The organism is Xenorhabdus sp. PB30.3, from assembly GCF_963895965.1.
GTDB classification, from domain to species: domain Bacteria; phylum Pseudomonadota; class Gammaproteobacteria; order Enterobacterales; family Enterobacteriaceae; genus Xenorhabdus; species Xenorhabdus stockiae.
In genome coordinates this window covers 1-26,058 of sequence record NZ_CAWQMW010000156.1, presented here as the reverse complement: position 1 = coordinate 26,058, position 26,058 = coordinate 1, and the positions used below count along the sequence as shown (strand labels likewise).

Sequence of the window (26,058 nt, the reverse complement as noted above, 5' to 3'; positions counted from 1 at the left end):
CAATATATAATTTCATATTATATATAAATCATTAGGACTAAAAAGCCAATCATGTATTATATTTGATAATAACTCTCATTATCAGGAAGGTAAAATGAAAATTATCCATAAGATATTATTGGCAGGAATTATCCAACTGGGCTTTACACATTTAACTTATGCAGAATCCACCCTGAATAAAATCCAGTCCTCTGGCATATTCAGGATCGGAACAGAGGGAGCGTATGCTCCATTCAGTTATCATGATACCTCGGGCAAATTAACTGGGTTTGATGTAGAAATCGGCCGCGAAATTGCCAAACGAATGAAAGTAAAACCTGAATTTATTGAAGGGAAATGGGATGGGCTGATTGCTGGTCTGGATGCGGGACGATCAGATGCAGTTATGAACCAGATTGCGATTACTCCCGAACGCCAGAAAAAATATATTTTCTCCTTGCCTTATGTCATTTCAGAAGCTGTTCTGATTACCAGAACCGATAACAATAAGATTAAAACGTTTAGTGATTTAAAAAACAAAAAGTCCGCCCATACCTTAACCAATAACTTCGCCCAGATTGCGCGTCAGCACGGAGCAGAAATTATCGCTACAAATGGCTTTAATCAGGAAGTTGAGCTTGTCAGTACGGGCCGTGCAGATGCCACCATCAACGATAAACTATCCTACCTCGATTATAAAAAACATCGCCCGGAAGCGCCGGTACAAATTGTGGCAACCGATACCCATGCAGCACAGACTGCTGTACTCCTGCGCAAAAACGATACCGGGTTAAAGGCCGCAGTCGATGAAGCCATTACTGAAATCAATGCTGACGGAACTTACCAGCGCATCTGGGACAAGTATTTTAGTCACTGATCCGCCAGTTCTAAGCTATAACTTTATTTTATATAAGGATGCTCTCTTATTGCCATATCATCACTAAAACAATCTTATAAAAAATAAATACTTTTTGATGTTAATATAGGAACGATATATGACTCCATCCTGGCTCAGCTTAGCACTGGATTCTCTTTGGCCGATGATTTACGCAGGCCTGACATTTACTATTCCCCTCACCCTGATCACATTTGCCCTCGGGCTTACGCTGGGGTTTATCGTTGCCCTGATCAGGCTTTACGGGCCTAAGCCATTGGTTGTAGTTGTACGTTTTTATGTCTGGCTGATCCGCGGGACACCGTTATTAGTGCAACTTTTTCTGATATTTTATGCACTACCCAGCATCGGCATTACATTGGAAGCATTCACCTCTGCCGTAATTGGCTTTACGCTGAATGTCGGTGCTTACACATCAGAAGTTATCCGGGCAGCGCTGAATTCAGTTCCTAAAGGACAATGGGAAGCCTCTCACTCTATCGGTATGAGTTGGTGGCAATCCCTGCGTCGTATCGTTCTGCCACAAGCTGCAAGAGTTTCTATTCCGCCGCTCTCAAATACCTTTATTTCTCTGGTAAAAGATACCTCACTGGCGTCTGTTATTACCGTGCCAGAAATGTTTCTGGCCGCACAGCGCATCGCCGCCGTGACATACCAGCCACTGATCCTGTACACCGAAGCAGCCATCCTTTATCTGATCCTGAGTTCGCTGTTATCAGCACTGCAAACCCGTATGGAAAACAAGTTCTCCCAGCAATATGCTAAAAATGGCAATAATAAGGAAGTCAATAATGATTCAGCTCTCTAACATTGAAAAAAGTTTCGACGGACAAAAGGTGCTGAAAAATATAAACCTGACTATTAAGGAAGGCAGCCTGACCGCCCTTATTGGACCTTCCGGCAGTGGAAAAAGCACCCTGTTACGCTGCATTAACCTGCTGGAAATTCCACAGGCTGGCCAACTTATGCTGGGGAAAGAAAAAATTACGTTTACCGGCAAAGAACGGCTTTCCCACAAGGAAATCCAGCGCTTTAGTTTGCAAACCGGCATGGTATTCCAGAATTTCCAGCTTTTTCCTCACCTCACTGTGATTGAAAACATCATGGAGGGGCTGATTTGGGTACAGAAATGGCCTCGTGAACGTGCCAGAGAACGGGCGATGGAGCTACTGGAAAAAGTTGAAATGTCGCATAAAGCAGATGTGTGGCCAACCACATTATCCGGTGGTCAGCAGCAGCGTGTTGCAATCGCCAGAGCGATGGCACCATCACCAAAGGTATTATTATGTGATGAACCGACTTCAGCCCTTGACCCTGAACTATCAAAAGAAGTCGTCTCCGTACTGAAACAGCTGGCAGATGAAGGGACAACAATGTTAATGGCTACGCACGATCTGCGTCTGGCTGCTAACCTTTCCCATGATGTTATTTTTCTGGAATTTGGGGAAATTATCGAATCGGGAAGCGCCAAACACATGTTTACCCGCCCGGATCACCAGCGCACTATCGAGTTTGTTTCAACTCTGACTGAAACTTTACCGGACTGGCAAATATAGAGAGCCACTACATTTTTATAAAAATTCATTTGGAGAACATCATGAAAGTATTCTTAAAATTGCTGCTTGCAGGCGCCGTTACTCTTGCTATCTCTGCTCCCAGCTATGCCGGTAAAGATTTAGATGCCATAAAAGCCTCTGGCGTATTTAAAATTGGTACTGAAGGAACTTATCCCCCATTTACCTACCATGATGCCAGCAATAAATTAACCGGCTTTGATGTCGATATTGCCAGAGAAATTGCACGCCGGATGAATGTTAAACCTGAATTTACGGAAGTAAAATGGGACGGTTTAATTGCAGGACTGGATGCCAAACGCTTTGATGCTGTTGTTAATCAGGTTGGTGTTACTCCTGCGCGGGAAGCTAAATTCAGCTTCTCGATTCCTTACACAACATCTCAGGTTGTTCTTATCACCCGTGATAACAATGACAGCATCAAATCCTTTGCTGACCTCAAAGGAAAACGCTCCGCACAATCTTTAACCAGTAACTACGGGCAATTAGCAACATCTTATGGTGCCACACTGGTCAGCACGGATGGTTTTAACCAATCCATTGATTTAGTTGCCACCGGTCGAGCAGATGCCACACTGAATGATCGTCTGTCATTTCTGGACTTCAAAAATCAGCGCCCGAATGCGCCGGTGAAAATTGTCGCTCAGCAGACTGATGCCAGTAAATCGGCCGTATTACTGCGTAAAGGTGATCCTGAATTAGTCGAGGCTATTAATAAAGCTCTGCAAGGCATGAAAGATGACGGAACTTATGCCCACATTTCTGAGAAATACTTCGGAACTGATATTTCGAAGTAATTCATCATACAATTTGTAAAATTGCGGCATCATAATGGTGCCGTTTTATTTTATATTTCCGTACCCCCTTCTGATTTAATTATTTACTTATTTTTCTTTTCAATTAATATCGATCTAATAATTATATCGTTACAGCATCAATAATAATTTCAAGCAGGCTTCCAATATCCTCGCTTATTCAATCGTTCTTTCGAGACACGCCTATTGTCTCGATTATCTTTAATGAAAAATAGTAAAGAGGAAGAAATGGCAGAAAACACAAATCACGACTACATCATCCGCCCTATTACCCAACAAGATAATCCAGATATTGCCGCCATTATTCGTGAGGTATCCGCCGAGCACGGTTTGACAGCTGACAAAGGCTTCGCCGTCGCTGACCCAATTCTGGATACTCTGTACGAAGTTTACAGCCAGCCCCGCAGTGCATACTGGGTTGTTGAAATGGCGGGGAAAGTCGTTGGAGGCGGTGGAGTTGCCCCACTGTCAGGAGGTGATAGTAATACCTGTGAACTGCAGAAAATGTATCTTTCGTCAGCATTACGGGGCAAGGGTGTTGCCAGACAAATCGTTAAACAATCGCTGGAATTCGGGGTGGAACAGGGCTTTACACGCTGTTATTTAGAAACAACAGAAAACCTGAAAGCAGCCATCGCTTTGTATGAAAAACTGGGATTCAGTTACCTTGATGCGCCCCTAGGCAATACTGGGCACAGTGATTGTGAGGTTAGAATGGTTAAAATGCTGTAAAAACATAATAATGTGCCCCGCGCGAACCGTGGGGCAAATGCGATAGAAACACTCAGTGTAATCTGGGTTCATCTTCTTCCGGGAAAAGATCACCTACATCTTCTTCATCATCTGAAGCATTAGGGTCTTCAAAATAAGTTCCCCAGCCATCGTAATTCACACCCATTTTTTCAGCCAGATCCATCAATTGCTCAACCTGTGCAATGATCAGGTCAGCCTCCAGACGGCTCTCACTGATTACATCACAACACATCAAAATAACGCTGTCTTCTGTTTCCAGCTCTTCCGCATCTGTCACTTCATAACCAAGTTTAAATGCTTCAACTGCTGCTTTCTCCAGACGGTCAAAATCGTCTGCTGAAAAATGGTGTTCAATGATATAAAGCGCTTCAGGATCACTGCCATCTTCCAATAACTCTTCGATGATCAAGCGAGTTTCTTCGCGCTGTTCTTCCAGTGCATGTGGGTCTGCCATGCCAATCCCCTCTGTCAGTTGGCTATCCTGTTCCGCATTCTCCCATCTTTTCTTTGCAAAGGATATAGCTATCCCGTGCTGTTAAACCAAAAGTACAGGCCTTAAGCGCCGGGGCACTATTCTCTTGGCTATCCTTAAATCTTCAATACACACTATACACTTCGTCTTTCCAGTTGCCTCTTTGTTGGCTGCGCTCGTTCACCCCAGTCACATAGTTATCTATGCTCCCGGGGATGATCTCCCTTGCCGCCGCGATGCATCTTGAAATCCATTGTGTATATAGCGCTTGTAATAAGATTTTTTATTGATATATAGTGCATATTAATTCAATTTATCCCTATGGAGAAAATGTCACATGAATCCATTTTTTCACCGTCATCTCCTGAGATTACTTGATTACAAGCCTAAAGAAATTGAGCTTTTTTTATCCCTGTCAAGGAAATTGAAATCGAATAAAAAATCAGGTAAAGAAATTCCCTTGCTGGCAGGAAAGAATATCGCCCTGATTTTTGAGAAAGACTCCACCCGCACACGCTGTGCATTTGAAGTTGCAGCACATGACCAAGGGGCTAATGTCACCTATTTAGGTCCCAGCGGCAGCCAGATTGGGCATAAGGAATCGATCAGGGATACAGCAAGGGTACTTGGGCGTTGGTATGATGGTATTCAGTACCGTGGCTATGGGCAGGCAATAGTCGACACGCTAGCAGAATATGCCGGTGTCCCCGTCTGGAATGGACTGACGGATGAGTTCCATCCGACTCAGCTACTGGCAGATTTGTTGACGATGCAGGAACACAGTAGAAAACCCTTAACTGAAATAAAACTGGCCTATCTGGGCGATGCCCGTAATAACATGGGTAACAGCTTGCTGGAAGCGGCTGCATTAACGGGATTAGATTTGCGTCTGGTTGCACCAAAAACCTGCTGGCCGGATGCTCAATTAGTGAGTGAATGCCAAAAACAGGCGACGAAAACAGGTGGAAAAATCACACTGACGGAAGATATCTCGGCTGGCGTACAGGCAGCTGATTTCCTTTATACCGATGTCTGGGTCTCAATGGGTGAGCCTAAAAATGTCTGGCAGGAGCGCATTGAATTATTAGCGCCTTATCAGGTTAATATGGATCTCGTGAAACTAACGGGAAATCCAGATGTGAAATTCCTGCATTGCCTGCCGGCTTTTCATAATGAAGAAACCATTCTTGGTAAACAGCTTGCGAAAGAATTCAACTTGTCTGGTGGTCTGGAAGTGACTAATGATGTGTTTGAATCAGAATACAGCATTGTTTTTGATCAGGCAGAAAACCGTATGCATACGATTAAGGCTGTCATGGTGGCTACATTGGTTAAAGAATTAGACTTTGATATTTAACACGCTATTTGAGAACTAACTCTATATACAATGGATTTATTTCAAAATGCGTCGCGGCGGCAAGGGAGAAACAAATTCGTCAGGTACGAATTTGCCCGGTCAAAGGCTGAGCTCCGGTGAGAAACTGGAGCCTCTCAGTAATCTCCGGGAGCATAGATAATCGTATGTTTATAAATACGCTAACTAGGGTAAGTAAGTGCAGCCAATATAAACATAGAAACAACTTGAAAGACGAAATGTCTATAAGTGGAAATTAAAATAGACGCCAGCATCTTAGCAACCGGCGTCTCAACAGATATCGACTTAGTCAACAAAATATAATGAACTAAAGTCGTTGGTTGTTTTCACTAGAAAAGTATGGCGGCATCCAAAATTATCCACTATCTCGGCTATACAGCCCACATTTATTTTTCTTTCGTGATGAACGCGATTATCACAAAAACCAAGAGTTGCTCTGAATTCATTATTTTTAATGGGAAAATGTAAAATAGTATCTCCACCCGGTACATTTTCCGTTCTTATTAAACTCTTAACTGGAATATCTAAAATATCTCTTTTTAACATGACACTCATTCGTGCAGGATCCTCACCAGGCAAATTACGACCTATAATGCCACCTTCAGGAATAGCCTCGTATTTAACACAAAGAACTTTATATTCTTTAATGTATAATGAATCTGGTAGTCCCCAAGAATAAAAACTAATACTTATATAATTTCTGGTTTCAAATTCATTTAAATAAGCTATTTTTTGTTCTAACTTAAGTTCACGATGATCTACTTTATACGGTGCACGGGGTAATATTGTTACTACTTTATCATCTTGTGTGCTGGAAGAGTATATTTTCCCATTAATGGTCACTGTCGCTACAAGCTCCATTTTATCACTTGCTTCCGCCCGAAAATAGCGATAAATAGTCTCTGGATTTGTATCTCCCTGCTTACTTTTATTCTCATTAATTGTATTACTATTTATTACTTCCCCCCTAATTCCTTCATCATACTGATTCTTTACTTTATCACAGAACCAGGGAGAGCTGAGAGGAGTTTTGGGATGCTTTTTACTCGCTAGCGTCACACTCTCCTTTTCGTCCTCAGTTAATGGCGTATCGACACCATCCACTTGTTTTATAATATTAATAACCAATGTGACTTGCTGTCTACCATTATAATAAAATTTATCCGTCCTTCTGGGATCTCCAGAAGATATTTTAATATCAAATGTGCGAAAAGTAACATTCATTTAATTATCTCCTCATTTATTATATTTATACCATTCCTATAACTGTGATAATGAGAAATATAATAATCAATTAATTTAAATATAGAATAATCCCATCAAATGGTCAGAAAAACACAAGGTTTGTTTAAAATGGAAAGTCACTTTAATAAGCTACATCCATTGTCTTTCAGATTGTAAACTGAAAAGACAATGGATAATATGTCGAACATAAATATATTGTAGAATACAAATATCAACCTAAGCTCAACGAAGTTTCAACGCCGGCTAAATACTAATTTAACCGCAAAAAACAGAAATAATCCTCCTGTCGCCCGGTTCATCCATTTGATGACATTACCACGCTTTAACACATGGGAAAGCGGACGTGTGGCAAAAATCAGAATCAGTGACCATATCGTACCCAGTGCGGCATGAATAGCAACTAAGCCAAATGTCCAGATCATGGGTGAATGCCCCTGAGGAATAAACTGAGGCAAAAAAGAGACATAAAACACACCTACTTTTGGGTTCAGTACATTTCCCAGCATGCCCCTGATAAACCAGTTCGACGTTTTAACCGAAGAAGTATTCTTACCACCAAGATCGGTATTAGGGCGAAAGATCATCTGAAGACCTAACCAGCATAAATACAGCGCTCCACACCATTTCAGAATATTGAATGCCAGTTCAGATACAGCGATCAATGCACCCAAACCAAATGCCACCATCGCTCCCCATATAAAACATCCGGCATCAATTCCAAGAGCGGCCTGAAAGGCTTTTTTCCCACCTTCCGCCGCGGCGGTTCTTAAAACCAAAGCCGTATCCAGACCAGGAGTTAATGTTAATAATGTAGCAGCGATCATGAATGCCAATAGAGAATCCAGAACTGTCATTTTTATCTCCAGAGTGAGGTGTGCATAAACATGTTTAATTATGATGTTACTTCATACTGATATATTCGACAGGAACCGCCTTTGTCAACCAGACACCATTCTCGGCCTGATGGAATTTAATTCCCTGTTCATACATTAACTGAGCATCAATTTTTAGAATAGCAACTTTACCATGTCGTTGACCCACCTTAATCGCAGTCACTTCATCTGCCGATAAATGCACATAATGGCGATTTCCCGCCACCAGCCCTTGTTTAAATATTGAATCCAGAAAGCGGGTTGCTGTACCGTGATACAAAACGGCCGGCGGTATCTTTTCCTGATAAGAGATATCTACCCGTTTGGCTGAATGCCCTTGTACTGCCCTGATACGTTTCCTGTCTTCCGAAATCGCAAAGCGTTTTTTATCATTAGTCGCGACAATTTTTTCAATCATAGGGTAATTCAGTCGCTTTCCTTGCTTCACTGCACATTTAATCAGCGTACTGATATCCGCCCAGCCTTCACTATCCAGTGTTAGACCGATGGATTCAGGCTGATGACGCAATACGTAACTTAAAAACTTGCTGATTTTAGTATCGATATGATCCATGTTTTCCCTCAGTAATCGGCGTTTTTTATCTATTTTTCATTACCCAACGCTTCAGATAACTATCAAGTAAATCCTGATTGCGTTCACGATTATCCTTCAGCTCACAACGCACTACTGTCTCATTCAGTTCTGATTCAATAAATGCGTGAACTCCCGGCTTGCGCAAACCATATTCTGCTTCATTGGCAGCTCGTTTAATTCGCAGTAAATCTGCAATTTCTGCTTTCAATTGAGGATCATAAACTGTACCAGCCACCAGCGTTTCAAAATCTATGGGAGGAGTACCTTTACCCATCTCAATCCAACGCACAGCCAGTAACGGACGCAATACGTAAAAGTATTTTTTTAGCCGAACTTGCTCACCCTGCAAATAACCCCTGAAGTTTTTCTTCGCCATTGAAAGATAATGATAACGCGCTTTCATATCCGAAAAAAAATGCGGCACCATCGCTTTCAGCCCATTAGTTGCAGCCGCATCTGCATGATAGATGACCGGAGAATCCAGCCATTCCATCAAAGTCGGGTTTGCCTGCTTCAGTAGTTTTAAAGCCTTGCGCAGCTCCCAGCCACTGATATCCAGCTCATCATTTATCGGCAGTTCAATCACATCCCGCCCTGCTTCCACTTTGAGATACCAGTCCACGGGGTGAACATAAATAAATCGCACATCATAATCACTGTCTGGTGAGGCAAAGCCCCACCCTCGACTGCCAGACTCACAGGCGTACAGTATCCGCACGCCATATTTTTTCTCTATTTTATACAGTTCTCTTTTAATACGAGCCCGCATTGCCGGGCTAACTGTTTCTGCTTCCCTTTCCATTTTCTTTTTCCTGCTGCGATTCTTCTAACCTTTTACACAAACTACCTGACGTAAAGTATGCACGATTTCCACCAATGAAGACTGAGCAGCCATTACTGCATCAATATCTTTATATGCCATCGGGATCTCGTCGATGACATCACTATCTTTTCGGCATTCCACATGCGCGGTGGCTTGTTTCTGATCGTTCACTGTAAAGCGTTTTTTCGCTTCCGTACGACTCATTACACGACCAGCGCCGTGGCTACATGAGCAAAAACTTTCTTCATTTCCAAGCCCTCGGACAATATAACTTTTTGCTCCCATCGAACCCGGAATGATCCCCATCTGGCCTTTACGGGCTGATACCGCTCCTTTACGGGTTACCAAAATCTCTTCACCGTAGTGCTGCTCACGCTGTACATAGTTATGGTGGCAATTCACCGCTTCCTGTTGTGTTGTGAACGGTTTTGGTATCTCGCGTGATAACGCCTCAAGTGCTCGATGCATCATCACTTCCCTATTCTGGCGCGCATAGTCCTGTGCCCAGTCCACCGCTTCCATATAATCATCGAAGTAGCGATTTCCTTCCTCAAAATACGCCAAATCACGATCAGGCAAGTTAGCGATATGTTGCTGCATATCTTTCTGCGCCAGTGTAATAAACAGATTACCAATGGCATTTCCTACTCCGCGGGAACCGCTATGTAGCATTACCCAAACGCGATCCGCTTCATCAAGGCACAGCTCAATAAAATGGTTCCCTGTTCCCAGCGTTCCCAAATGCTGACGGTTATTGGTGTTCAGTAGTTTCGGGTATTTATCGGTGATATGTTTAAAACGATCAGCCAACGTTGCCCAATGTTGATCCACCACTTCCGGCACCTTATTCCAGGAACCTTTATCCCGTCCGCCACGGTTCACTGTGCGCCCGTGCGGTACAGCAGCTTCAATAGCATGGCGGATATTCAGCAAATTATCCGGTAAATCCGATGCCACCAATGAAGTACGAACTGCAATCATTCCGCAGCCAATATCCACCCCAACGGCTGCCGGGATAATAGCGCCACGAGTCGGGATCACACTCCCGATGGTAGAACCTTTACCGACATGTACATCCGGCATCACGGCCAGATGCTTAAATACAAAAGGCATCTTGGCCGTGTTTTGTAATTGAGTAATCGCTTTTGGATCAACCGGCACCCCATTCGTCCACATTTTTACCGGAGCACCGCTCTCCTGAGTCAATAAGTTATAAGCATTGGTGTTCATTTCAGTTATAGTCATTTTTGTTCTCCTTTAATTTGTACCAATCCGTTTAATACTTGATCTAAACCGCCATACACTGAGATCTGATTAATGCGTTCTGCAATACTTTCCAGTGTTTCCAATTCTTTCAGGCGTAAGGCTATCGGATTGTTCTCCATCACCTTGGCGGTATTTAGAAGCGATCGGGTTGCCGCCGTTTCTTCCCGACGACGAATAACATTAGCCTGTGCAGACTTTTCTGCTTCTACAACCTGCGACAGAATGGTCTTCATATCGCCGGGCAAAATAATGTCTTTCACACCAAGTGATGCCACTTCCAAACCAAAACGCTGGGCAATTTGCTGGATCTTTTCACCAACCAGATCATCAATAACCTGCTTATTCTCCAACAATTCATCCAGTGAGCGCGTGCCTACTATTTCACGCAAAGCAAATTGCAACTCGCGGTACAGATATGAAACTGGATCACTGAGTTGTTCGTATGCCATCAGAACATCCTGATAACGCCAGTTAGCAGATAAGTTAATGCGCAGATTTACCTTGTCACGGGTCAGTATCTCCTGACCGCTGATTTCCAGCACCTGTAACCGGGTATCAACAATTTCAACGAGCACATCATGCCCGACACGCCAATAACCTTTTAAACCCGGCTGTAATAATTCCTGTGCAATTCCATCAACCTTCAGAATCCCTACATGCCAAGCCGGGATTTGAGTAATCAGTACACTATCTGAGCCTTTCACACTACGTTTTCGCGCCATAGCAGACATTAACAGTGAAACCAATTCAGCATCAGCTTCCAGCTCAGAGGATTTCAGTACCTCTATGCGGCGGGGATTTCCATTCTTCCAGTGCAAACTGCGGGTTGCCGGAGGCAGAATTTCGACCAACACAGCATGTTCGTATAGCAACCCCATTTCATCATCAGCAATTTCAATACCATCACAAAATTCGTCTACCCAGTCGCTATGCTGCTGACGTAGATGTTCTGCCAGATTGCCTTCAACCTTAGCTTGTGAACGGGTATCGACAATTTCCACAGAGATGTCATAGCCAACACGCCAATATCCATACAGGCCTGGCTGTAGCAACGCCTGAACAATGCCATCAATTTTCAGAATACCGACCTGCCATACTGGGATCTGAGCAATCAGGATATTATCCAATCCTTTCACAGTACGTTTATGGGTTTTCGCAGCGTGCAACAAAGAAACTAATTCAGGTGAAATTTCCTGTTCCGTCGTTTTACGGATTTCACATCGGCGTAACCCACTATTTTTCCAATATAGGCGGCGAGTTGCAGATGGTATAATTTCATTCAGTAAATCATGTTCATACAATAGTCCCATATCATCTTCAGCCAGCTGGATGTCATCACAATACTGTTCGACCCAATCAGCATGATACTGGCGTAAATGTTCTGCCAATTTTGCTTCTATTGCGCCACCACTAAGGTTAAAAGTCGTCAATTGCAGTTTGTTAAACCAATCACTAAAACGATATTCACCTGCGGTTAAAACCTGCAAGTACTCACCCTCTTTTGCCAGTAAACCAATTTGTCCCTGCAATATTTTTATTTTCTTCATCATTGTTATTTTTCCTTTTTATTCCCTGCACTCTGAAAACCGGGTATCAGGACGAAGCCAAGGGGGAAATACATCGGTACTCAGACAGCAGCAGCTCAGTATTCTGCCCTTAACCCAGCATCATCTACCGGGTTTTCAAAGCGATGACTCTCAATTGGCAGTCATACGGGTTTTCACTTCTATATTTTCTTTTGTGTTTTACTTGGAGAGTAAAAGACCATATCCCTTATATGGTGCGAACCTGGGACTCGAACCCAACGTAACCCTGCGTTATTCGCTAAACGTCCCTCACTGGCGGAATACATGCAGTAAAATGGCCTCATGCCATGACTTATGTACCGGCTGGGTTCTGAACCCATACAATTCCAGTGTGTTGACTCTTATAGTTATTGCCAATCCCGTGCCAACTTTGAAAAAAGGCAAAAATATTTATTATCATTATGAAATTTAACGATTTTTATTTTTACCTATTTTCGGCGATTGTTTTTGCCATTTGATTTTCTTATCTTTTTATATCGTTTTTTATAAATTTAGATAATCAATAACAGAGGCAAGGATGAAACGCAGAGTTGCTATTGGGGTTTTGGGAACAACATTAGACAGACGTGGGAAAAAAGCGAATCGCTGGACAAAATGGCGCCCTACTATTGGGCTATGCCAGCAGCCTGAGCTGCCAGTTGACAGGCTGGAATTACTCTATCAGGCAGATAGCTACAGTCTGGCGCAAAGAGTTAAAGAAGATATTGAAGAAACCTCCCCACAGACACGCGTTGTTCTGCAAGAAATCCAGATTGATGATCCGTGGGATTTTGAGGAAGTTTATACTGCCCTGCTTGATTTTGCGGTGCGCTATCCTTTCGATATTGAAAATGAAGAGTATCTGGTACATATCACTACAGGCACGCACGTTGCCCAGATTTGCTGGTTTTTGCTGACTGAAGCGCGTTATCTGCCAGCCCAGCTGATCCAGACTTCTCCCAGAAATGGCGATCGCGATAGCCATCCTGAAGGAGTCTACACTGTTATCGATTTGGATCTCAGTCGTTATACCACGTTAACCAGCCGCTTTCTGCGTGAACAGCAGGAGCAAGTGGCGTTTCTGAAATCCGGCATCGCTACGCGCAATGCCAGTTTCAACCACCTGATAGACCAGATTGAACGTGTTGCGCTGCGCTCATCAGCACCGATCCTGCTAACCGGGCCAACCGGGGCAGGTAAATCCTTTCTGGCTCGACGTATCTATCAACTCCGCCAGTCACGCCATCTGCTTAAAGGGCGTTTTGTCGAAGTAAACTGTGCGACATTGCGCGGTGATAATGCCATGTCTACACTGTTTGGACACGTCAAAGGGGCATTTACAGGGGCAATCCAGCCGCGAACCGGCCTATTACGCGAAGCCGATGGTGGTATTTTATTCTTGGATGAAGTAGCCGAGTTAGGCCTTGATGAACAAGCGATGTTACTGAAGGCGATTGAAGAAAAAAACTTCCTGCCGTACGGTTCTGATCGGGAAGTTTACAGTGACTTTCAGTTAATTGCCGGCACTCACCGGGATCTGCGGGATAGGGTTGCTCAGGGGAAATTCCGTGAAGATTTATATGCCCGTATCAATATGTGGACTTATCAGCTACCCGGACTGGCTCAACGCCGTGAAGATATTGAACCAAACATCGACTATGAACTGGCCCGCTATGCACAAATGCAACAGACACAGGTTCGTTTTGATAAAGAAGCCCGGCAGATTTACCTGCGTTTTGCCTGCTCAGAACAGGCCAAGTGGCGGGGAAATTTCCGTGAATTAAGTGCATCAGTCGCCCGTATGGCAACGTTTGCTGAAAATGGCCGCATCAATCAGCATTTGGCAGAAGAAGAAATCATCCGCCTCAGACAACACTGGCGAGGAGAAAATAGTTCCGCCCTGCTACCGGATCATTTAGCAGAAATTGATTTGTTTGATCGCCAGCAGTTAGAAACCGTTATCAGCGTCTGTCGGGTATCAGCCAGTTTATCGGAGGCCGGTCGCAAGCTCTTCGCTGTTTCCCGCCAACAAAAGAAACAACCCAATGATGCCGATAGATTACGTAAGTATCTCGCCCGATTCGGCTTAGACTGGGAAAGTATTCAGCAAGATTAGGAAAAGACGATATGGAATTAAAATTTCTGGGTACCAGCGCAGGTATCCCGACTAAAGAACGCAATGTCACCAGCCTTATTCTCGATTTACAGGAGATCCGCAGCTCACTGTGGATGTTTGACTGCGGAGAAGGAACACAGCACCAGATCCTTCATTCTCCGATTAAAATTTCCAAACTGGAGAAGATCTTTATCACTCATTTGCATGGAGATCATATCTTTGGTCTGCCCGGCTTACTATGCAGTCGATCAATGGGCGGCTCCACCGATCCATTAACACTATACGGGCCAAAAGGGATCTGCCAGTTTGTGGAAACTTCATTGCAGTTAAGCGGCTCCTTTCTGACCTATCCACTGGAAATTATTGAAGTACAGCCCGGATTACTGTTTGATGATGGCACAATAAAAGTAACTGCTTATGCCCTGAAGCACCGTGTGGAATGTTATGGCTATCGGATTGAAGAACATGACAGGCCCGGTACGCTGGATGCCCAAAAGCTGGATCAGGATGGAATTCCCCGTGGCCCGTGGATGCAAACCTTAAAACAAGGGGGTATGGTCACATTGGAAGATGGACGGACAATTTCCGGTAAAGATTATCTGGGAGCCCCGATTCGTGGCAAATCATTAGCGATTTTCGGGGATACCGAACCCACACCGGAAGCCCTGACACTGGCGGCTGATGTTGATGTCATGGTACATGAAATCACTCTGGAACATGCGTTTGCCGAAAAAGCCAATGAGCGAGGCCATTCCACCACTAAACAGGCTGCAACACTGGCTCGTGATGCCAAGGTAAAACATTTTATCGCAACGCATATCAGCGGACGTTATGGTAAAGAAGATTGCCCACGTTTACTGGCTGAATGTCGGGAAATATTTCCGAATACTGATTTAGCTGAGGATTTTGCGGTATTTGTAGTTAAATAACCGCGTCTTCTTATATTTTATATTAAACCAACTTTAATTATTTATTTAATGAATGTTTTAAATCAGAGCATTGGTAGGATCAGGAATTCTCTCTTTAGTTCCTGAGATTGATTATTGATTGAATGAAAAATTTCTCTCAACAAATCTTGCAGTGAATACAATCGCGAGTATAATGCGCGACGATTTGCCGGGAGAAAACATGAAATACAGCCTTACAAAACGCCAATCTAACGAAGCACTGCCAACTGGCAGCCTGAGCGTATTGTTTTCCCCATTACTAACCGAACATTTAAAAGCCCCTCAATTGAGGGGCTTTTTTTCGTCTGCCCAGTCCAAGGCTAAAAGTCATAAAAGAGGAATGTAAACATGGCTAACCCGTTATATCGCAAGCATATCATTTCAATTAATGATTTGAGCCGCACAGATCTTGAATTGGTATTGCAGACGGCAGCAGCCCTGAAAGCCAATCCACAGACTGATGTACTGAAACACAAAGTCATCGCCAGCTGCTTCTTCGAAGCCTCTACGCGCACCCGTCTCTCTTTTGAAACGGCTATCCAGCGGCTTGGCGCCTCTGTGGTAGGCTTTGCGGACAGCAGCAACACATCATTGGGCAAAAAAGGTGAAACGCTGGCCGATACTATTTCTATTATCAGCCAGTATGCTGATGCGATTGTCATGCGTCACCCACAGGAAGGCGCTGCCCGCCTTGCTTCTGAATTTTCCGGTCATATTCCGATCATTAATGCCGGTGATGGTGCAAACCAACATCCTACCCAGACACTGCTAGACTTGTTTACCATTCAGGAAACTCAGGGCAAACTCGATAACCTAAAAATCGCGATGGTTGGTGACCTGAAATATGGTCGTACCGTACATTCATTGACACAGGCACTGGCGAAATTTGAGGGCAACCACTTCTGCTTTATCGCACCGGACGCACTTTCTATGCCCAACTATATTCTGCACATGCTGGATGAAAAACAGGTGAGCTACAGCATTCACAACAATTTTGAAGATGTGCTGCCTGAGCTGGATATTCTGTATATGACCCGTGTTCAGAAAGAGCGCCTTGACCCTTCTGAATACGCCAATATCAAAGCCCAGTTTGTGCTACGTGCGGCAGATTTGATGAATGTCAAAGAGAACCTGAAAGTACTCCATCCTCTGCCACGTATTGATGAAATTACTGTTGATGTGGATAAAACGCCTTATGCGTATTATTTCCAGCAGGCAGGCAATGGAATTTATGCGCGTCAGGCATTGCTATCGCTGGTACTGAATGAAAATGTTGTTATAGATTAATGCTGAAATAATTAATTAACATAAATAAGCAGTTACAAATATTATGGCTAAGAAAATTAGACCTTAGTCATAGTATTATTCTCCCAAAAAATTCTTTAACATCATTTCATCAAGAAATCCCATTTATAAAAAATAAATTTACTTATAATTGATTTCATATTATTTATCACAAATCAATTACCATAATGGTAGTATAACTATCCGTTATAATTAAATTCATTAATTTAAAATAAGCACTGATTTAAAATCATTTTTCTTGTTTTAGCCTTCCATAAAATTAAGCTATTATCGTCCATTTAAATAAATTAATTTCGTAACGTTATTTTCCAAAAAATTTATCCTAAATAAAAGTTGACGATATTACATCATGCACAGGCAAGAGAATGACTACCAACGATATGAAAATATCTGGGTTGCAGAGTTTTCATATGGCTATCGTGGTTCAGAACAACAGAAACAACGACGATATCGCGCTCAGGCATTAATTTATGCCAAAAGCCAACATCAGGCTTTGATTCAATTATCAGACCATATGTTGAATTCATTAAAAGCGACAGAGGGCGAGTATGAGAAAGTATTGCCTTTTCTCCAATATCTGAACAACAGTGCTCAGCTTGAAAAACACCTAATCCTAAATCTAGATAAAATAAATATAGAACAATCAATTCTGGTATTGGAATCACTGGATATTAGTGAACGATTGCCGATTGATACCGGAGAGCTGTCAATCACCCAATATCCCTGTGTTCCTTTTATCGGTGATAACTCTTTTAATCGGCACTGGATCAGTGACGACCTATATACGCTGCTTTACCGACAGCAACAGAACACAATCCAATATTCCCATAGTTATCTGATCATTGACGCCGGAGTTTATCATAAAAATACGAGCCACTTTATCGTGCCTTCCCTTATGGTTTCTGGCTTGACTTATCGCTGTCTGTTTAAAGGTAAAACACAAATTACTCTTGAAGACTCTGCCCCCTATCTGGTCGAGCTGACAGGTTCTGAAAATAACCAGTTTCTGCGGGATATATTCATCACCCACCATACACCGGATATCGGAATTTTTATCCATACCGACAGTAAATTTGATGAACTGTATAACCACCTGCGCAAATTCTCCTATTTGCAACAGGAAAGCAGCCGGGAATGGGTTTTCTTCCGCTTCTATTATTCACTGACAGTAGATTTGATGCTCAAAAGCCTATCTCGCGGCGCCTTGGCCTCCTTTATGCGTAATATTGGGGCCATTTATGGTTTAACTAACGAAAACAGAATGATGAAAATCAGCGTTACGGAGAGCCTCAGAGAAGCCAAACCAGAAACCGTGACGATCAATAACAGGATGAAACGTAATTTTGAACTATATGTGCAGCAGAGATACTTCCATAAGGTCAAAATATTCATTAAAGATAATATTCAGCAACAATGCCAAGTGCCGGAAGAACAGCTCCTTTCTTTCATTACCAAACATGCCAATTATGCCTATTTGCACGGTTTTACACTTGAACTGACCGGGCTTTACTACATTATGGCGCGATCAATGACGGTGAAAAATGAAGATTTCTGGCAGCAAACATTGGCAACCATTTTATCTGAACCCTCCAATCAGGAAGCCAGAGCTTACAAACTTCTCAAGGAATGCCTTAACCCGACAACATGGAGCCAGTCATGACTTCTGTAATCTCAAATATTAGTGCAAACGCAAACGAATCCGTATCCAGACTCGATATGGGAAGTGCAAAATACCCGTGTGATGGAAATATCAAACCTCTCTACCCTGTCCGTTATGCTTATGTAAATTTCTTCGGCGAAGAAATGGAACAACCTGAATCTCCACCGGATATTCACACACTGATGTCTGCGACAACGCTGAAACAGAGTAAGGGATATGCGGCTCGTTTGATGCGTTCTGGCTGGATTTATATTCGAGAAGAAGACAGCATGGAACACCGCCCCAGCCGTACAGCTTATTTCCATATCTTTAGATATGAAGTAGAAAAAAGCTCAGATAACGATGATGCACCGAGAATTGAGCGTTTTCGGAAGTATATGTACCGGAATAAAAAAGATGCCCGCGATGGAGTGATGCCAGAACCTGGTTTACAGGGTGAAGGGTATCCTTTCCTATTTGTAGCAAAAGATGTTTCAAATATCAGTATTGCTTACAGCGAACACCTCTGGCATCCCGATGTCATTGCCCGTATGAACCGCGATAAAAAGCTGCGTGAAAAGACCATGCAGTTCATTAATCTGGATGCGGATAATCAACAATATGCGATTGAAGCAACCGAATCCAATTTCACGAAATTAATTGAAGATTACAAAACCCGCAAGGAGCAGTTCTCAGCTGTCAAAGCAAAAATTGATGCCCATAAATTTGAAGAATTAGATATCAATGATCTCAGGATTGATGAGCTAACGACAGAAAAATCCTATGAAATGGATGCAGAGAATATTGCAGCGGAGATTCGCAACAAGCTGTGTTATCAAGAGAAGGCACGGATTGTAATACTGCATGATCCGATTGGACGGCAGAAGGAGATTTTAGAAGCGCATAATATTCTGGATCTATTACAACAATACAATGCTGAACGCAATCTCTATCCGATGACCATTGGATTGTATATAGATGATTATATTAAGGTATTTAATAAAAATAATCCCATAGCAAAACGAGCCAATAGCGAAGTCTTAAGCCGAAAGGCTGTGAGAAAATATTGGCCCAAAATAAGAGATTCACATCTGGAATTCGAAAAACGGCAGGATGTTTTCATTAGCTTATTCAAAGCATTTGCCAGTGCACCAGCGGTTACTGGAAAAGTTGGCAGCCTTGATAACTATTTCCAGCATTTCTTCTCTATTCATGAGAAAAAAGAAATATCAAATGAGAGTGATATTCAGGAAATCTACACTTTTGTTGAACTTGTTTTTGATATTTTTCATGGACTGCAAATGTCCGTCACATCGGAAAAAATGCTGGAAGAATTGATTTCATTAGCAGCAGGAAAACCAACCACATTAAAAGATTTCGCTGATACAACGCTGGGTATCCTCCCCTATGGCTTATACGACCCAAATAAAGAAGCAAAAGCCAAAAGGGATGCTATTACAGCGGCAGAGAAAAACTATACACCTCAATACAGCACCAATGCCTGGGAAATAGCGGCGACGGGTATGGTGAAAATACTAACTCATGGCGAAAGTAAAGAGATTGCCAAGAAAATTCATCAGGGCACCAAAAATGCTATTAACAAAACACTAGAAAATATTAATGATCCTAACAAGCCGATACAACAATCTAAAAAATTTCTAAATGATCAAATTATAAAGATATCAGTCTACGTCTCAGAGAAATTTCTTGAACTGTTTGGAAAGATTGTTGGGAAAGCGTTTGCGATAATGGAAGCGGGAGCAATAGCAATAAAAGGCCCTTTGACCCATTTAAGTGATACTGCCATTCAATTGATTGTTAACAAATTTGTACCTGTTTTAATGCAACCTTTCGGTATTGTTATTGATTATCGTGAAGGACTTCATATTACTCCTGAAGAGTTCAATAAAATCCAAGGCCGTTTAGAAAAAATTGCAAATAAAAAGAGTTATTCCGGCAATAAAGGGCCTAGGATGCCTAAGCATAATGAAACATTTAAAAAATTAAAAAATTCACAGTCTCTTTTCTATGAAAAATTACAAGAAATAAGCGCTCCTAGCCAAGCAGAACAACAATTTGAAAATACAGTAAGACAAACAGGTGAGTATGCTAAGAAAACAGGAATAAAAATAGGAAATACCGTTTCCAAGCAAGTAATAGAAGTATCGGATCAAACCGGTATCGGAATCAAGCTTGCGAAAATTACTATCAAAGAAGGATTTAATACTTCTTTTGATTTTTTAAAAGTTGGTACACATAAGACAGCAATCTTACTGGAAAAAGTAGCTCCGGGATTTAGCCTATTTTTCAACGTTCAAACTGCAACTTCTATTGTTATACAGTCTCAATTCAGTAGCAACAATCCGCTGGATCAGGATGAGCTCAGCAGGTCTTATGATGTTGTTAAGTTTTCAGCAGCACTTATTTCATTAACAGCAGACTTGACACTAATTACATCCAAAGTCACCAAACATGCTCATAAATTTATGCCAAACGCCTCTCCAGTGTTACTAAATAGGCTCGAAGGTATTTCAAATAATCTATCCAACAAACTGAACGCCAAATGGGTAAAATCTGGTCTTGGTCTGGTTAATATTATGGGAGCTTATGTATCTTTTATTGATGGAAGAAAAGCCAGAGCTATCAGTAATAAAGGAGCGGCATACAGCAACTATGCCATAGGGCTGGGAAGTGCAGCATTAGGTACTGTGAGTATTGGTATGGCTGCTGGTATTGAGGCAGTAGCAATAGGTAGTGCATTGATGGCTGGTATGGCTTTTATGGGATGGGTCTTAGTTATTGGTGGCACTATTGGTCTGTTATTATTTAACAGCTCTGATACACAGAATTTATTCCGTAACAGCTTTTGGGGAAATGGGGATATGTATCCGTTTTGGGGGAATGCTGAACGTCCAGCATTTCATGACCAGCTAAAAGATGCTAGAAAAATGAGTAATAGCAAAGAAATCCAACATGCCTTTGATATTGAAAGTCAAGAATTCTTAAATCTGTTCTTTATGCCTAATTTAAATATTCAAAGTAAACAAGAATACAAAAAATTCAGCACCATTTATACCTTCAAATTACCTGCTTTCCAGCAAGGCAGTTCTGATCTTCAATATGCCTTTTATAAGCCTTTACCTAAGCCCGTCAATACTTGGCACTCGGGTGGTATGGCTCCTGTAGATGCAATTCGAGTGCATATGGAATCATTTAAAAAAGAACAAGAATATTATAATGAGTTGAAATCCCGAGCGGAAGAAATTGATGGGAAACTTTATATATATGATGAAGAACTCACCGCAAGATTTCGTGAAGCACTGAAGATAGCTCAAGTTGAATACAAAAATGGTAATCTAGAACTAACGATCAGTGTTGAAGATAGATATCCTTATCCCAATAAGGATACAGCTGAACTATTTTGGCATTATATCCCTTATGAGGATACCATTGTTCCATTACGTTATCTTACAAGTAAAGAAATGAATCAAAAACCTATTATAGGATTTAAAGGTATGGAGTTCCGATAAATGAACGATTCAAAAAAAATATCTACAACCCTTCATGATGTCACACCTACCCTACTTATTGACCAGCAAGAAATCTTGCTGAAAATACCAATGGAGAAAAAAAGCTACGAAGCATTACAAAGTTATCCTCCTCTTAACAGCATTGATGATAAACAATGTACTCTGCGGAATACACAGCGATTTGCGAGAACAATCATATTTTTCCCCATTCTTATTGGCGTATTATTAACTTTTTATTATTGCATTGAAAGCCTTATAGAATTAAAAACAAGAAGTGAAATTAATATATTACGTACTGTCAATAATGTTCGCGAAGAATATGGTGAAGATTTTTATCTTCGAAAAGATCTTCCTGAAAATTTAGAAAATGCCCGTTTTATCGGCAATGATAAAACTATTTCTTTCTGGAAGTATCTTTATTACCGCTATAACTATTTTCACGCTAGCACCAAGTTTTTAATTACAGATTTTTTACGTTTCAGTTTATTACTTGTTTTTTCCTTCTACCTAATACACAGATGCTTTTTCTGGAAACTACAAGCACCCATATTTATTGATCGAGAACGGCAATTGTTTTTCAGTTGGTATAAAGGCAAAGTCTATGCTGCCCGCTATTCTCAGGTAGGCGTTTCCAATCAAACCGACCCCATGAAAATTATCCATCTGATGGGGTTAGCAATGTATACACTGGATGAAAACAATACACTAGCTCGTCGTGCTTTCCAGATGTGTCTCTCTTATGGTTCTATATTAGGATTCAACACAAAACTACGGCAAGATGAAGCACACGCCTTTATCGTTAAATACCTTATACAAGGCAAAGATGCCGTTGCAGCTACTGATTATAAACGTTTTCCCGCTTTGTTCTTATTCAAGGATAAAAAACCCGCAGATTTTAATGAACAGCTTGAGCATATTTTGGCGGAACTAGACAAACGAGATGCCAAAGATAATAGTCAGGAAAATACATAAATAGTCAGATAAATTATGTTACTGCATTTATGATACCTCTACTTTATATCAACCAGCATGTATCCATCTGGTTGATATTTATTAATTAAATAAAAATTAGAAAATAAAAACAGTTAAAAATGGATAGAAAAATCATGAATGATGTAAAGTGGTACAACATACCAGCCAAGGCTCTGAGTAGAATAACGCCAACACCATTTATTGAGCACCAAAAAGAGTTACTTGCGACTCCATTACTAAGTAACAAACTAGGAAAAATGCCCCTATCTATATGTATCGAAAGCATTGATGGCGATTTATGTGCGATGAAAACGACAGATAGAGATTTCCATTCTTCATTATCACTATTTGGACCAATATTATTATTCCTATTTTGGGCTCTTGCCATAGGATTATTTACAGAACAGAAAAAAGAACATCTCCCGGAAATATGGGAGCAAGTTAATTTGGCTCGCCAAAAACATGGAGAAAAAGATTTTTATCTCCAACCACACTATTCCAAAAAAATGGAAATTGTCAGATATGTTAATTATTCGAAAGAAATAACCTTCGATAGATATCTCTATTATCGTTATAACGGTTCCGATAATAACATCTCCCTTCTCCTGTTGGATTTTTTTATATTTGGAACATTAATATCATTGACTATTTTTTTACCCATTTATATTCGTCGTTTTTATAAAAATCCCCCACCATTATTTATTGATAGAAAACGCCAATTATTTTTTAGTTGGCGTAAAGGAAAAGTTTATGCTGCCCATTATTCACAGGTTGGATTTTCTCAATTACGAGTACAGTTACACTCATCAGAAACTAGAGGGTTGATACTATACACTTTGGATAGGAATAATTCACTCAGCCGTCGTATATTTTCACTACATATGTATCGTGAAAGAAATTCCTCTTCAAAACAACAAAAAAGATTTATATTACCTTATGTTTTTATTGTCAATTATCTTCTATATGGTAAATCCCCTGTTTTTGAAGGCGATATCCTGCGTACTCCAGTTCCCCGCAAATGCCATGAAGATGAAAAACCTGCCGACTTTGATGAGCAGATAACTCGTATTCTAGCCGCATTAGAAGCTCTTTCAGCGACAAGAAAAAATATTCATGCTCCAGAAACATGGCGTCCAGACCCCTCCTTACTCATTGAACAAGAAGAGAACTTACTAAAATCACCAACAAAACCAAAGAGTAAACGAGAATTAAAAGCTTTTTCCATGCTCAAAAGTATTAATGATAAGCAATGTGTTTTAATAGGCAGGTCACTGACTTTACCTCGTATTTTTTTATTTTTACTTTATTTGGCTATTGAAATCCCCATCAGTGGTTGGTACATCAGTACCTTCATTTCACACAAAGAGTGGGAGGAATCTATCATTTTGGAAGAGGTCGAAAAACTCCGTAAAGAATACGGAAAAAGTTTTCATCTTAGAAATGATCTGCCAGCTTCATTTTCTCCGGAAAAATATATAGCTGGGCTTGATGTAGAAGATAATAACTCCATCCCAATCTGGAATTTCATTTATCATCGATTGCATTATGATGATCTAATTCGTGATAAAGAGTATGACTCTGGAATATTTAATTTATATTATTTTGAGTTTTCTGATTATGCTATCTATTTTGGACAATTCCTGATTTTTATCTTATTAATTCTCCACATTTTATTTTTAATCCCTCAGGACATTATTATAATCGATCGTGAAAGACAGATCATATTTTCTCCATCCTTAAAACTTAGCGCTGCTCGTTATCAGCAAGCTGGTATTTCCTATCAATTCACCCCATTACCTCAGAGCAAACCGGATGGATTAATACTCTATTTTATAAGCAATAAAAATACATTATGCTCTACTAATTTTCGGTTCCATATTACTAAATGTCTTTGGGGAAAGAAAAGACATTCCATACATACTGAAATTCAAGCTTTTATTATTACCTACATAATAAAAGGTAAAAAATCAGTCTCACTGACTGATTTTAAACGTGGTAGTTCGTTGTTTTGGCGTACAGGAAGTCTATCATTTGATATTGATGAAAAAATAGAGCATATCTTAGCAGAATTAGATAAGCGAAATCCCGAAATTCAGGAAAAGAAAACGAGCCATAAAGAAAATGCACTCTCATAAATTAGCTACAGAAATTGAAAACTCACAAAAATGCGATTCCAGTTGTTCCGTTTATAGAACGTAAGATAGAGTTATTAAAAATTCGGTCAAGATGCATCGCGGCGGCAAGGAGTTCATACCTAGGAGCATAGATAACTATGTGACTGGGGTGAGCGAGTGCAGACAACAAAGAGGCAACTTGAAAGCCGAAGTGTAATAATGCCAATCTTGCGAGATAACATGCATGGCCACAATAGAAGTAAAATATCGATTTTGTCACCAGACGAAGGACGTTAAAAAAACATGGCATTGGCAAAGGTGGGCACCAACCTTACCGCTGGGTGAAGTTAACGAAATATGGTCATTCGTCGGAAATAAAAAGTGCCAGCGTTGGTTATGGTATGCTTGGGAGCCTCGCCTAAAACGTATCATTGCGCATGCTTTTGGTAGACGAAACAAGAAAACGCAGAAAAAGTTATTGAAAAAACTACCTAAATGCAAGGTGGCCTTTTGGTGTACTGATGATTATCGTGCCTATACTATAATTGACTGCCTTCAGCCAACAATCTGGTTGGAAAATATTTTACTCAACGTATCGAACGCGAAAACTTAACCTTACGTAACCGAATTAAGCGTCTGAGCCGTAAAACACTCGGTTATTCAAAGTCACCTGAAATGCATGACAAAATCATTGGCACTTTCATTGAACGTGAATATTATGTTTGAGAGTAGTCAACTCTTTGAATAAATAACCAAAAAATTGAATACATCTCCAAATACCATTCCAGTCATTCAATTCATCAAATGAAAGGTTGAACCTCTAAAAATCCCACTATGTTTTTATAGCCAAATATTTCTGCATGGTATTGATAACTTTCACATGCTGAAAGGATGGAATGAAATTATTCATATGTAATCCTAATGGAATATCGTAGTTGGTATGCTAACAATTTACATCTGTGGAATAGTTTACCAAAGCCAATTAGGACACACTGATATAAAAAACAATTCCAAACTTGGACATTATTGAGATGCTTTACCATACTTAAGTATGAATCTTTTTCCCTTGATGGAATTGGCCGGCTCCAGATTTTCCACAATGTATTCCATTACATTTTTTTATAAATTATATTTAACAAAAACCTCCATAGACTTAAAAATTAAGCTTACTATCATAGTGATATGTTTTTTATTTAAGGGTTTTTA

The 26,058-nt window shown here is 40.9% G+C and carries 21 protein-coding genes and 1 pseudogene; 15 read left to right on the top strand and 7 right to left on the bottom strand.

What is annotated here, in order from left to right:
• Positions 1-94 precede the first annotated feature (94 nt).
• The 5 genes from AACX38_RS15740 to AACX38_RS15720 all read left to right on the top strand — a co-directional run bounded on the left by AACX38_RS15740 (position 95) and on the right by AACX38_RS15720 (position 3,995).
• Positions 95-856: an amino acid ABC transporter substrate-binding protein gene (locus tag AACX38_RS15740; RefSeq protein ID WP_228864879.1), complete on the top strand. Its 762-nt coding sequence runs from the start codon at positions 95-97 to the stop codon at positions 854-856.
• 118 nt (positions 857-974) lie between these two features.
• Positions 975-1,682, top strand: coding sequence for an amino acid ABC transporter permease (locus AACX38_RS15735; RefSeq protein ID WP_228864878.1), 708 nt, complete (start codon positions 975-977; stop codon positions 1,680-1,682).
• Entirely contained in the window at positions 1,666-2,430 is a 765-nt protein-coding gene (locus tag AACX38_RS15730; protein ID WP_228864877.1) for an amino acid ABC transporter ATP-binding protein, read from the top strand. Before AACX38_RS15735 ends, AACX38_RS15730 begins: the two co-directional genes overlap by 17 nt.
• A 41-nt stretch (positions 2,431-2,471) precedes the next feature.
• Positions 2,472-3,245: an amino acid ABC transporter substrate-binding protein gene (locus tag AACX38_RS15725; protein WP_228864876.1), complete on the top strand. Its 774-nt coding sequence runs from the start codon at positions 2,472-2,474 to the stop codon at positions 3,243-3,245.
• A gap of 246 nt (positions 3,246-3,491) precedes the next feature.
• Positions 3,492-3,995, top strand: coding sequence for a GNAT family N-acetyltransferase (locus tag AACX38_RS15720; protein ID WP_228864875.1), 504 nt, complete (start codon positions 3,492-3,494; stop codon positions 3,993-3,995).
• Positions 3,996-4,047: 52 nt separating this feature from the next.
• Here AACX38_RS15720 and rraB read toward each other — a convergent pair whose 3' ends face one another.
• Positions 4,048-4,470 carry a ribonuclease E inhibitor RraB gene (gene rraB, locus AACX38_RS15715; protein ID WP_099120056.1) on the bottom strand — a complete coding sequence of 141 codons (423 nt, stop codon included), beginning with the start codon at positions 4,468-4,470 and terminating at the stop codon, positions 4,048-4,050.
• Positions 4,471-4,825: 355 nt separating this feature from the next.
• Between rraB and argF the strand changes: the two genes are divergently transcribed.
• A complete protein-coding gene (gene argF / locus AACX38_RS15710; RefSeq protein WP_228864874.1) occupies positions 4,826-5,845 on the top strand; it encodes an ornithine carbamoyltransferase in 1,020 nt (339 codons plus the stop codon).
• Positions 5,846-6,148: 303 nt separating this feature from the next.
• Here argF and AACX38_RS15705 read toward each other — a convergent pair whose 3' ends face one another.
• The 6 genes from AACX38_RS15705 to AACX38_RS15680 form a co-directional block, all read right to left on the bottom strand.
• Positions 6,149-7,087 (bottom strand): hypothetical protein, encoded by a 939-nt coding sequence (locus AACX38_RS15705; RefSeq protein ID WP_228864873.1) that lies wholly within the window; start codon positions 7,085-7,087, stop codon positions 6,149-6,151.
• Between the two features lie 254 nt (positions 7,088-7,341).
• Positions 7,342-7,962: a LysE family translocator gene (locus tag AACX38_RS15700; protein WP_228864872.1), complete on the bottom strand. Its 621-nt coding sequence runs from the start codon at positions 7,960-7,962 to the stop codon at positions 7,342-7,344.
• A gap of 46 nt (positions 7,963-8,008) precedes the next feature.
• Complete coding sequence (locus tag AACX38_RS15695) at positions 8,009-8,554, bottom strand: RNA 2'-phosphotransferase (protein ID WP_228864871.1); 546 nt, start codon at positions 8,552-8,554, stop codon at positions 8,009-8,011.
• A 25-nt stretch (positions 8,555-8,579) separates the two neighbouring features.
• Positions 8,580-9,377 carry a nucleotidyltransferase domain-containing protein gene (locus AACX38_RS15690; RefSeq protein ID WP_228864870.1) on the bottom strand — a complete coding sequence of 266 codons (798 nt, stop codon included), beginning with the start codon at positions 9,375-9,377 and terminating at the stop codon, positions 8,580-8,582.
• Positions 9,378-9,401: 24 nt separating this feature from the next.
• A complete protein-coding gene (locus tag AACX38_RS15685) occupies positions 9,402-10,628 on the bottom strand; it encodes an RtcB family protein (protein WP_228864881.1) in 1,227 nt (408 codons plus the stop codon).
• A gap of 11 nt (positions 10,629-10,639) precedes the next feature.
• Positions 10,640-11,671 (bottom strand): slipin family protein, encoded by a 1,032-nt coding sequence (locus tag AACX38_RS15680; RefSeq protein WP_228864880.1) that lies wholly within the window; start codon positions 11,669-11,671, stop codon positions 10,640-10,642.
• A gap of 1,096 nt (positions 11,672-12,767) precedes the next feature.
• Between AACX38_RS15680 and rtcR the strand changes: the two genes are divergently transcribed.
• The 9 genes and pseudogenes from rtcR to AACX38_RS15635 form a co-directional block, all read left to right on the top strand.
• Positions 12,768-14,345 carry an RNA repair transcriptional activator RtcR gene (gene rtcR / locus AACX38_RS15675; protein WP_228864869.1) on the top strand — a complete coding sequence of 526 codons (1,578 nt, stop codon included), beginning with the start codon at positions 12,768-12,770 and terminating at the stop codon, positions 14,343-14,345.
• 11 nt (positions 14,346-14,356) lie between these two features.
• Positions 14,357-15,274, top strand: coding sequence for a ribonuclease Z (gene rnz / locus AACX38_RS15670; RefSeq protein ID WP_228864868.1), 918 nt, complete (start codon positions 14,357-14,359; stop codon positions 15,272-15,274).
• Between the two features lie 199 nt (positions 15,275-15,473).
• A complete protein-coding gene (locus AACX38_RS15665) occupies positions 15,474-15,638 on the top strand; it encodes a hypothetical protein (RefSeq protein ID WP_228864867.1) in 165 nt (54 codons plus the stop codon).
• Between the two features lie 2 nt (positions 15,639-15,640).
• Positions 15,641-16,579 carry an aspartate carbamoyltransferase gene (gene pyrB / locus AACX38_RS15660; RefSeq protein ID WP_228864866.1) on the top strand — a complete coding sequence of 313 codons (939 nt, stop codon included), beginning with the start codon at positions 15,641-15,643 and terminating at the stop codon, positions 16,577-16,579.
• Positions 16,580-16,946: 367 nt separating this feature from the next.
• On the top strand, positions 16,947-18,257 hold the full coding sequence (locus AACX38_RS15655; protein ID WP_228864863.1) for a DUF4123 domain-containing protein: 1,311 nt from the start codon (positions 16,947-16,949) through the stop codon (positions 18,255-18,257).
• Positions 18,254-21,766 (top strand): toxin VasX, encoded by a 3,513-nt coding sequence (locus AACX38_RS15650; RefSeq protein ID WP_228864861.1) that lies wholly within the window; start codon positions 18,254-18,256, stop codon positions 21,764-21,766. The genes AACX38_RS15655 and AACX38_RS15650 overlap by 4 nt, the downstream gene beginning before the upstream one ends.
• Entirely contained in the window at positions 21,767-22,738 is a 972-nt protein-coding gene (locus AACX38_RS15645; protein ID WP_228864859.1) for a hypothetical protein, read from the top strand. It abuts the gene before it with no gap.
• A gap of 134 nt (positions 22,739-22,872) precedes the next feature.
• Positions 22,873-24,873, top strand: coding sequence for a hypothetical protein (locus tag AACX38_RS15640; RefSeq protein WP_228864858.1), 2,001 nt, complete (start codon positions 22,873-22,875; stop codon positions 24,871-24,873).
• A gap of 322 nt (positions 24,874-25,195) precedes the next feature.
• Positions 25,196-25,578 (top strand): annotated as a pseudogene (locus tag AACX38_RS15635) (IS1 family transposase); the annotation flags it as partial.
• Between the last annotated feature and the right edge of the window lie 480 nt (positions 25,579-26,058).

Excerpts from the sequence above, each read along its gene's own strand:
- AACX38_RS15740 (WP_228864879.1), top strand. The coding sequence starts at position 95 with ATGAAAATTATCCATAAGATATTATTGGCAGGAATTATCCAACTGGGC.
- AACX38_RS15735 (WP_228864878.1), top strand. The coding sequence starts at position 975 with ATGACTCCATCCTGGCTCAGCTTAGCACTGGATTCTCTTTGGCCGATG.
- AACX38_RS15730 (WP_228864877.1), top strand. The coding sequence starts at position 1,666 with ATGATTCAGCTCTCTAACATTGAAAAAAGTTTCGACGGACAAAAGGTG.
- AACX38_RS15725 (WP_228864876.1), top strand. The coding sequence starts at position 2,472 with ATGAAAGTATTCTTAAAATTGCTGCTTGCAGGCGCCGTTACTCTTGCT.
- AACX38_RS15720 (WP_228864875.1), top strand. The coding sequence starts at position 3,492 with ATGGCAGAAAACACAAATCACGACTACATCATCCGCCCTATTACCCAA.
- rraB (WP_099120056.1), bottom strand. The coding sequence starts at position 4,470 with ATGGCAGACCCACATGCACTGGAAGAACAGCGCGAAGAAACTCGCTTG.
- argF (WP_228864874.1), top strand. The coding sequence starts at position 4,826 with ATGAATCCATTTTTTCACCGTCATCTCCTGAGATTACTTGATTACAAG.
- AACX38_RS15705 (WP_228864873.1), bottom strand. The coding sequence starts at position 7,087 with ATGAATGTTACTTTTCGCACATTTGATATTAAAATATCTTCTGGAGAT.
- AACX38_RS15700 (WP_228864872.1), bottom strand. The coding sequence starts at position 7,962 with ATGACAGTTCTGGATTCTCTATTGGCATTCATGATCGCTGCTACATTA.
- AACX38_RS15695 (WP_228864871.1), bottom strand. The coding sequence starts at position 8,554 with ATGGATCATATCGATACTAAAATCAGCAAGTTTTTAAGTTACGTATTG.
- AACX38_RS15690 (WP_228864870.1), bottom strand. The coding sequence starts at position 9,377 with ATGGAAAGGGAAGCAGAAACAGTTAGCCCGGCAATGCGGGCTCGTATT.
- AACX38_RS15685 (WP_228864881.1), bottom strand. The coding sequence starts at position 10,628 with ATGAACACCAATGCTTATAACTTATTGACTCAGGAGAGCGGTGCTCCG.
- rtcR (WP_228864869.1), top strand. The coding sequence starts at position 12,768 with ATGAAACGCAGAGTTGCTATTGGGGTTTTGGGAACAACATTAGACAGA.
- rnz (WP_228864868.1), top strand. The coding sequence starts at position 14,357 with ATGGAATTAAAATTTCTGGGTACCAGCGCAGGTATCCCGACTAAAGAA.
- AACX38_RS15665 (WP_228864867.1), top strand. The coding sequence starts at position 15,474 with ATGAAATACAGCCTTACAAAACGCCAATCTAACGAAGCACTGCCAACT.
- pyrB (WP_228864866.1), top strand. The coding sequence starts at position 15,641 with ATGGCTAACCCGTTATATCGCAAGCATATCATTTCAATTAATGATTTG.
- AACX38_RS15655 (WP_228864863.1), top strand. The coding sequence starts at position 16,947 with ATGCACAGGCAAGAGAATGACTACCAACGATATGAAAATATCTGGGTT.
- AACX38_RS15650 (WP_228864861.1), top strand. The coding sequence starts at position 18,254 with ATGACTTCTGTAATCTCAAATATTAGTGCAAACGCAAACGAATCCGTA.
- AACX38_RS15645 (WP_228864859.1), top strand. The coding sequence starts at position 21,767 with ATGAACGATTCAAAAAAAATATCTACAACCCTTCATGATGTCACACCT.
- AACX38_RS15640 (WP_228864858.1), top strand. The coding sequence starts at position 22,873 with ATGAATGATGTAAAGTGGTACAACATACCAGCCAAGGCTCTGAGTAGA.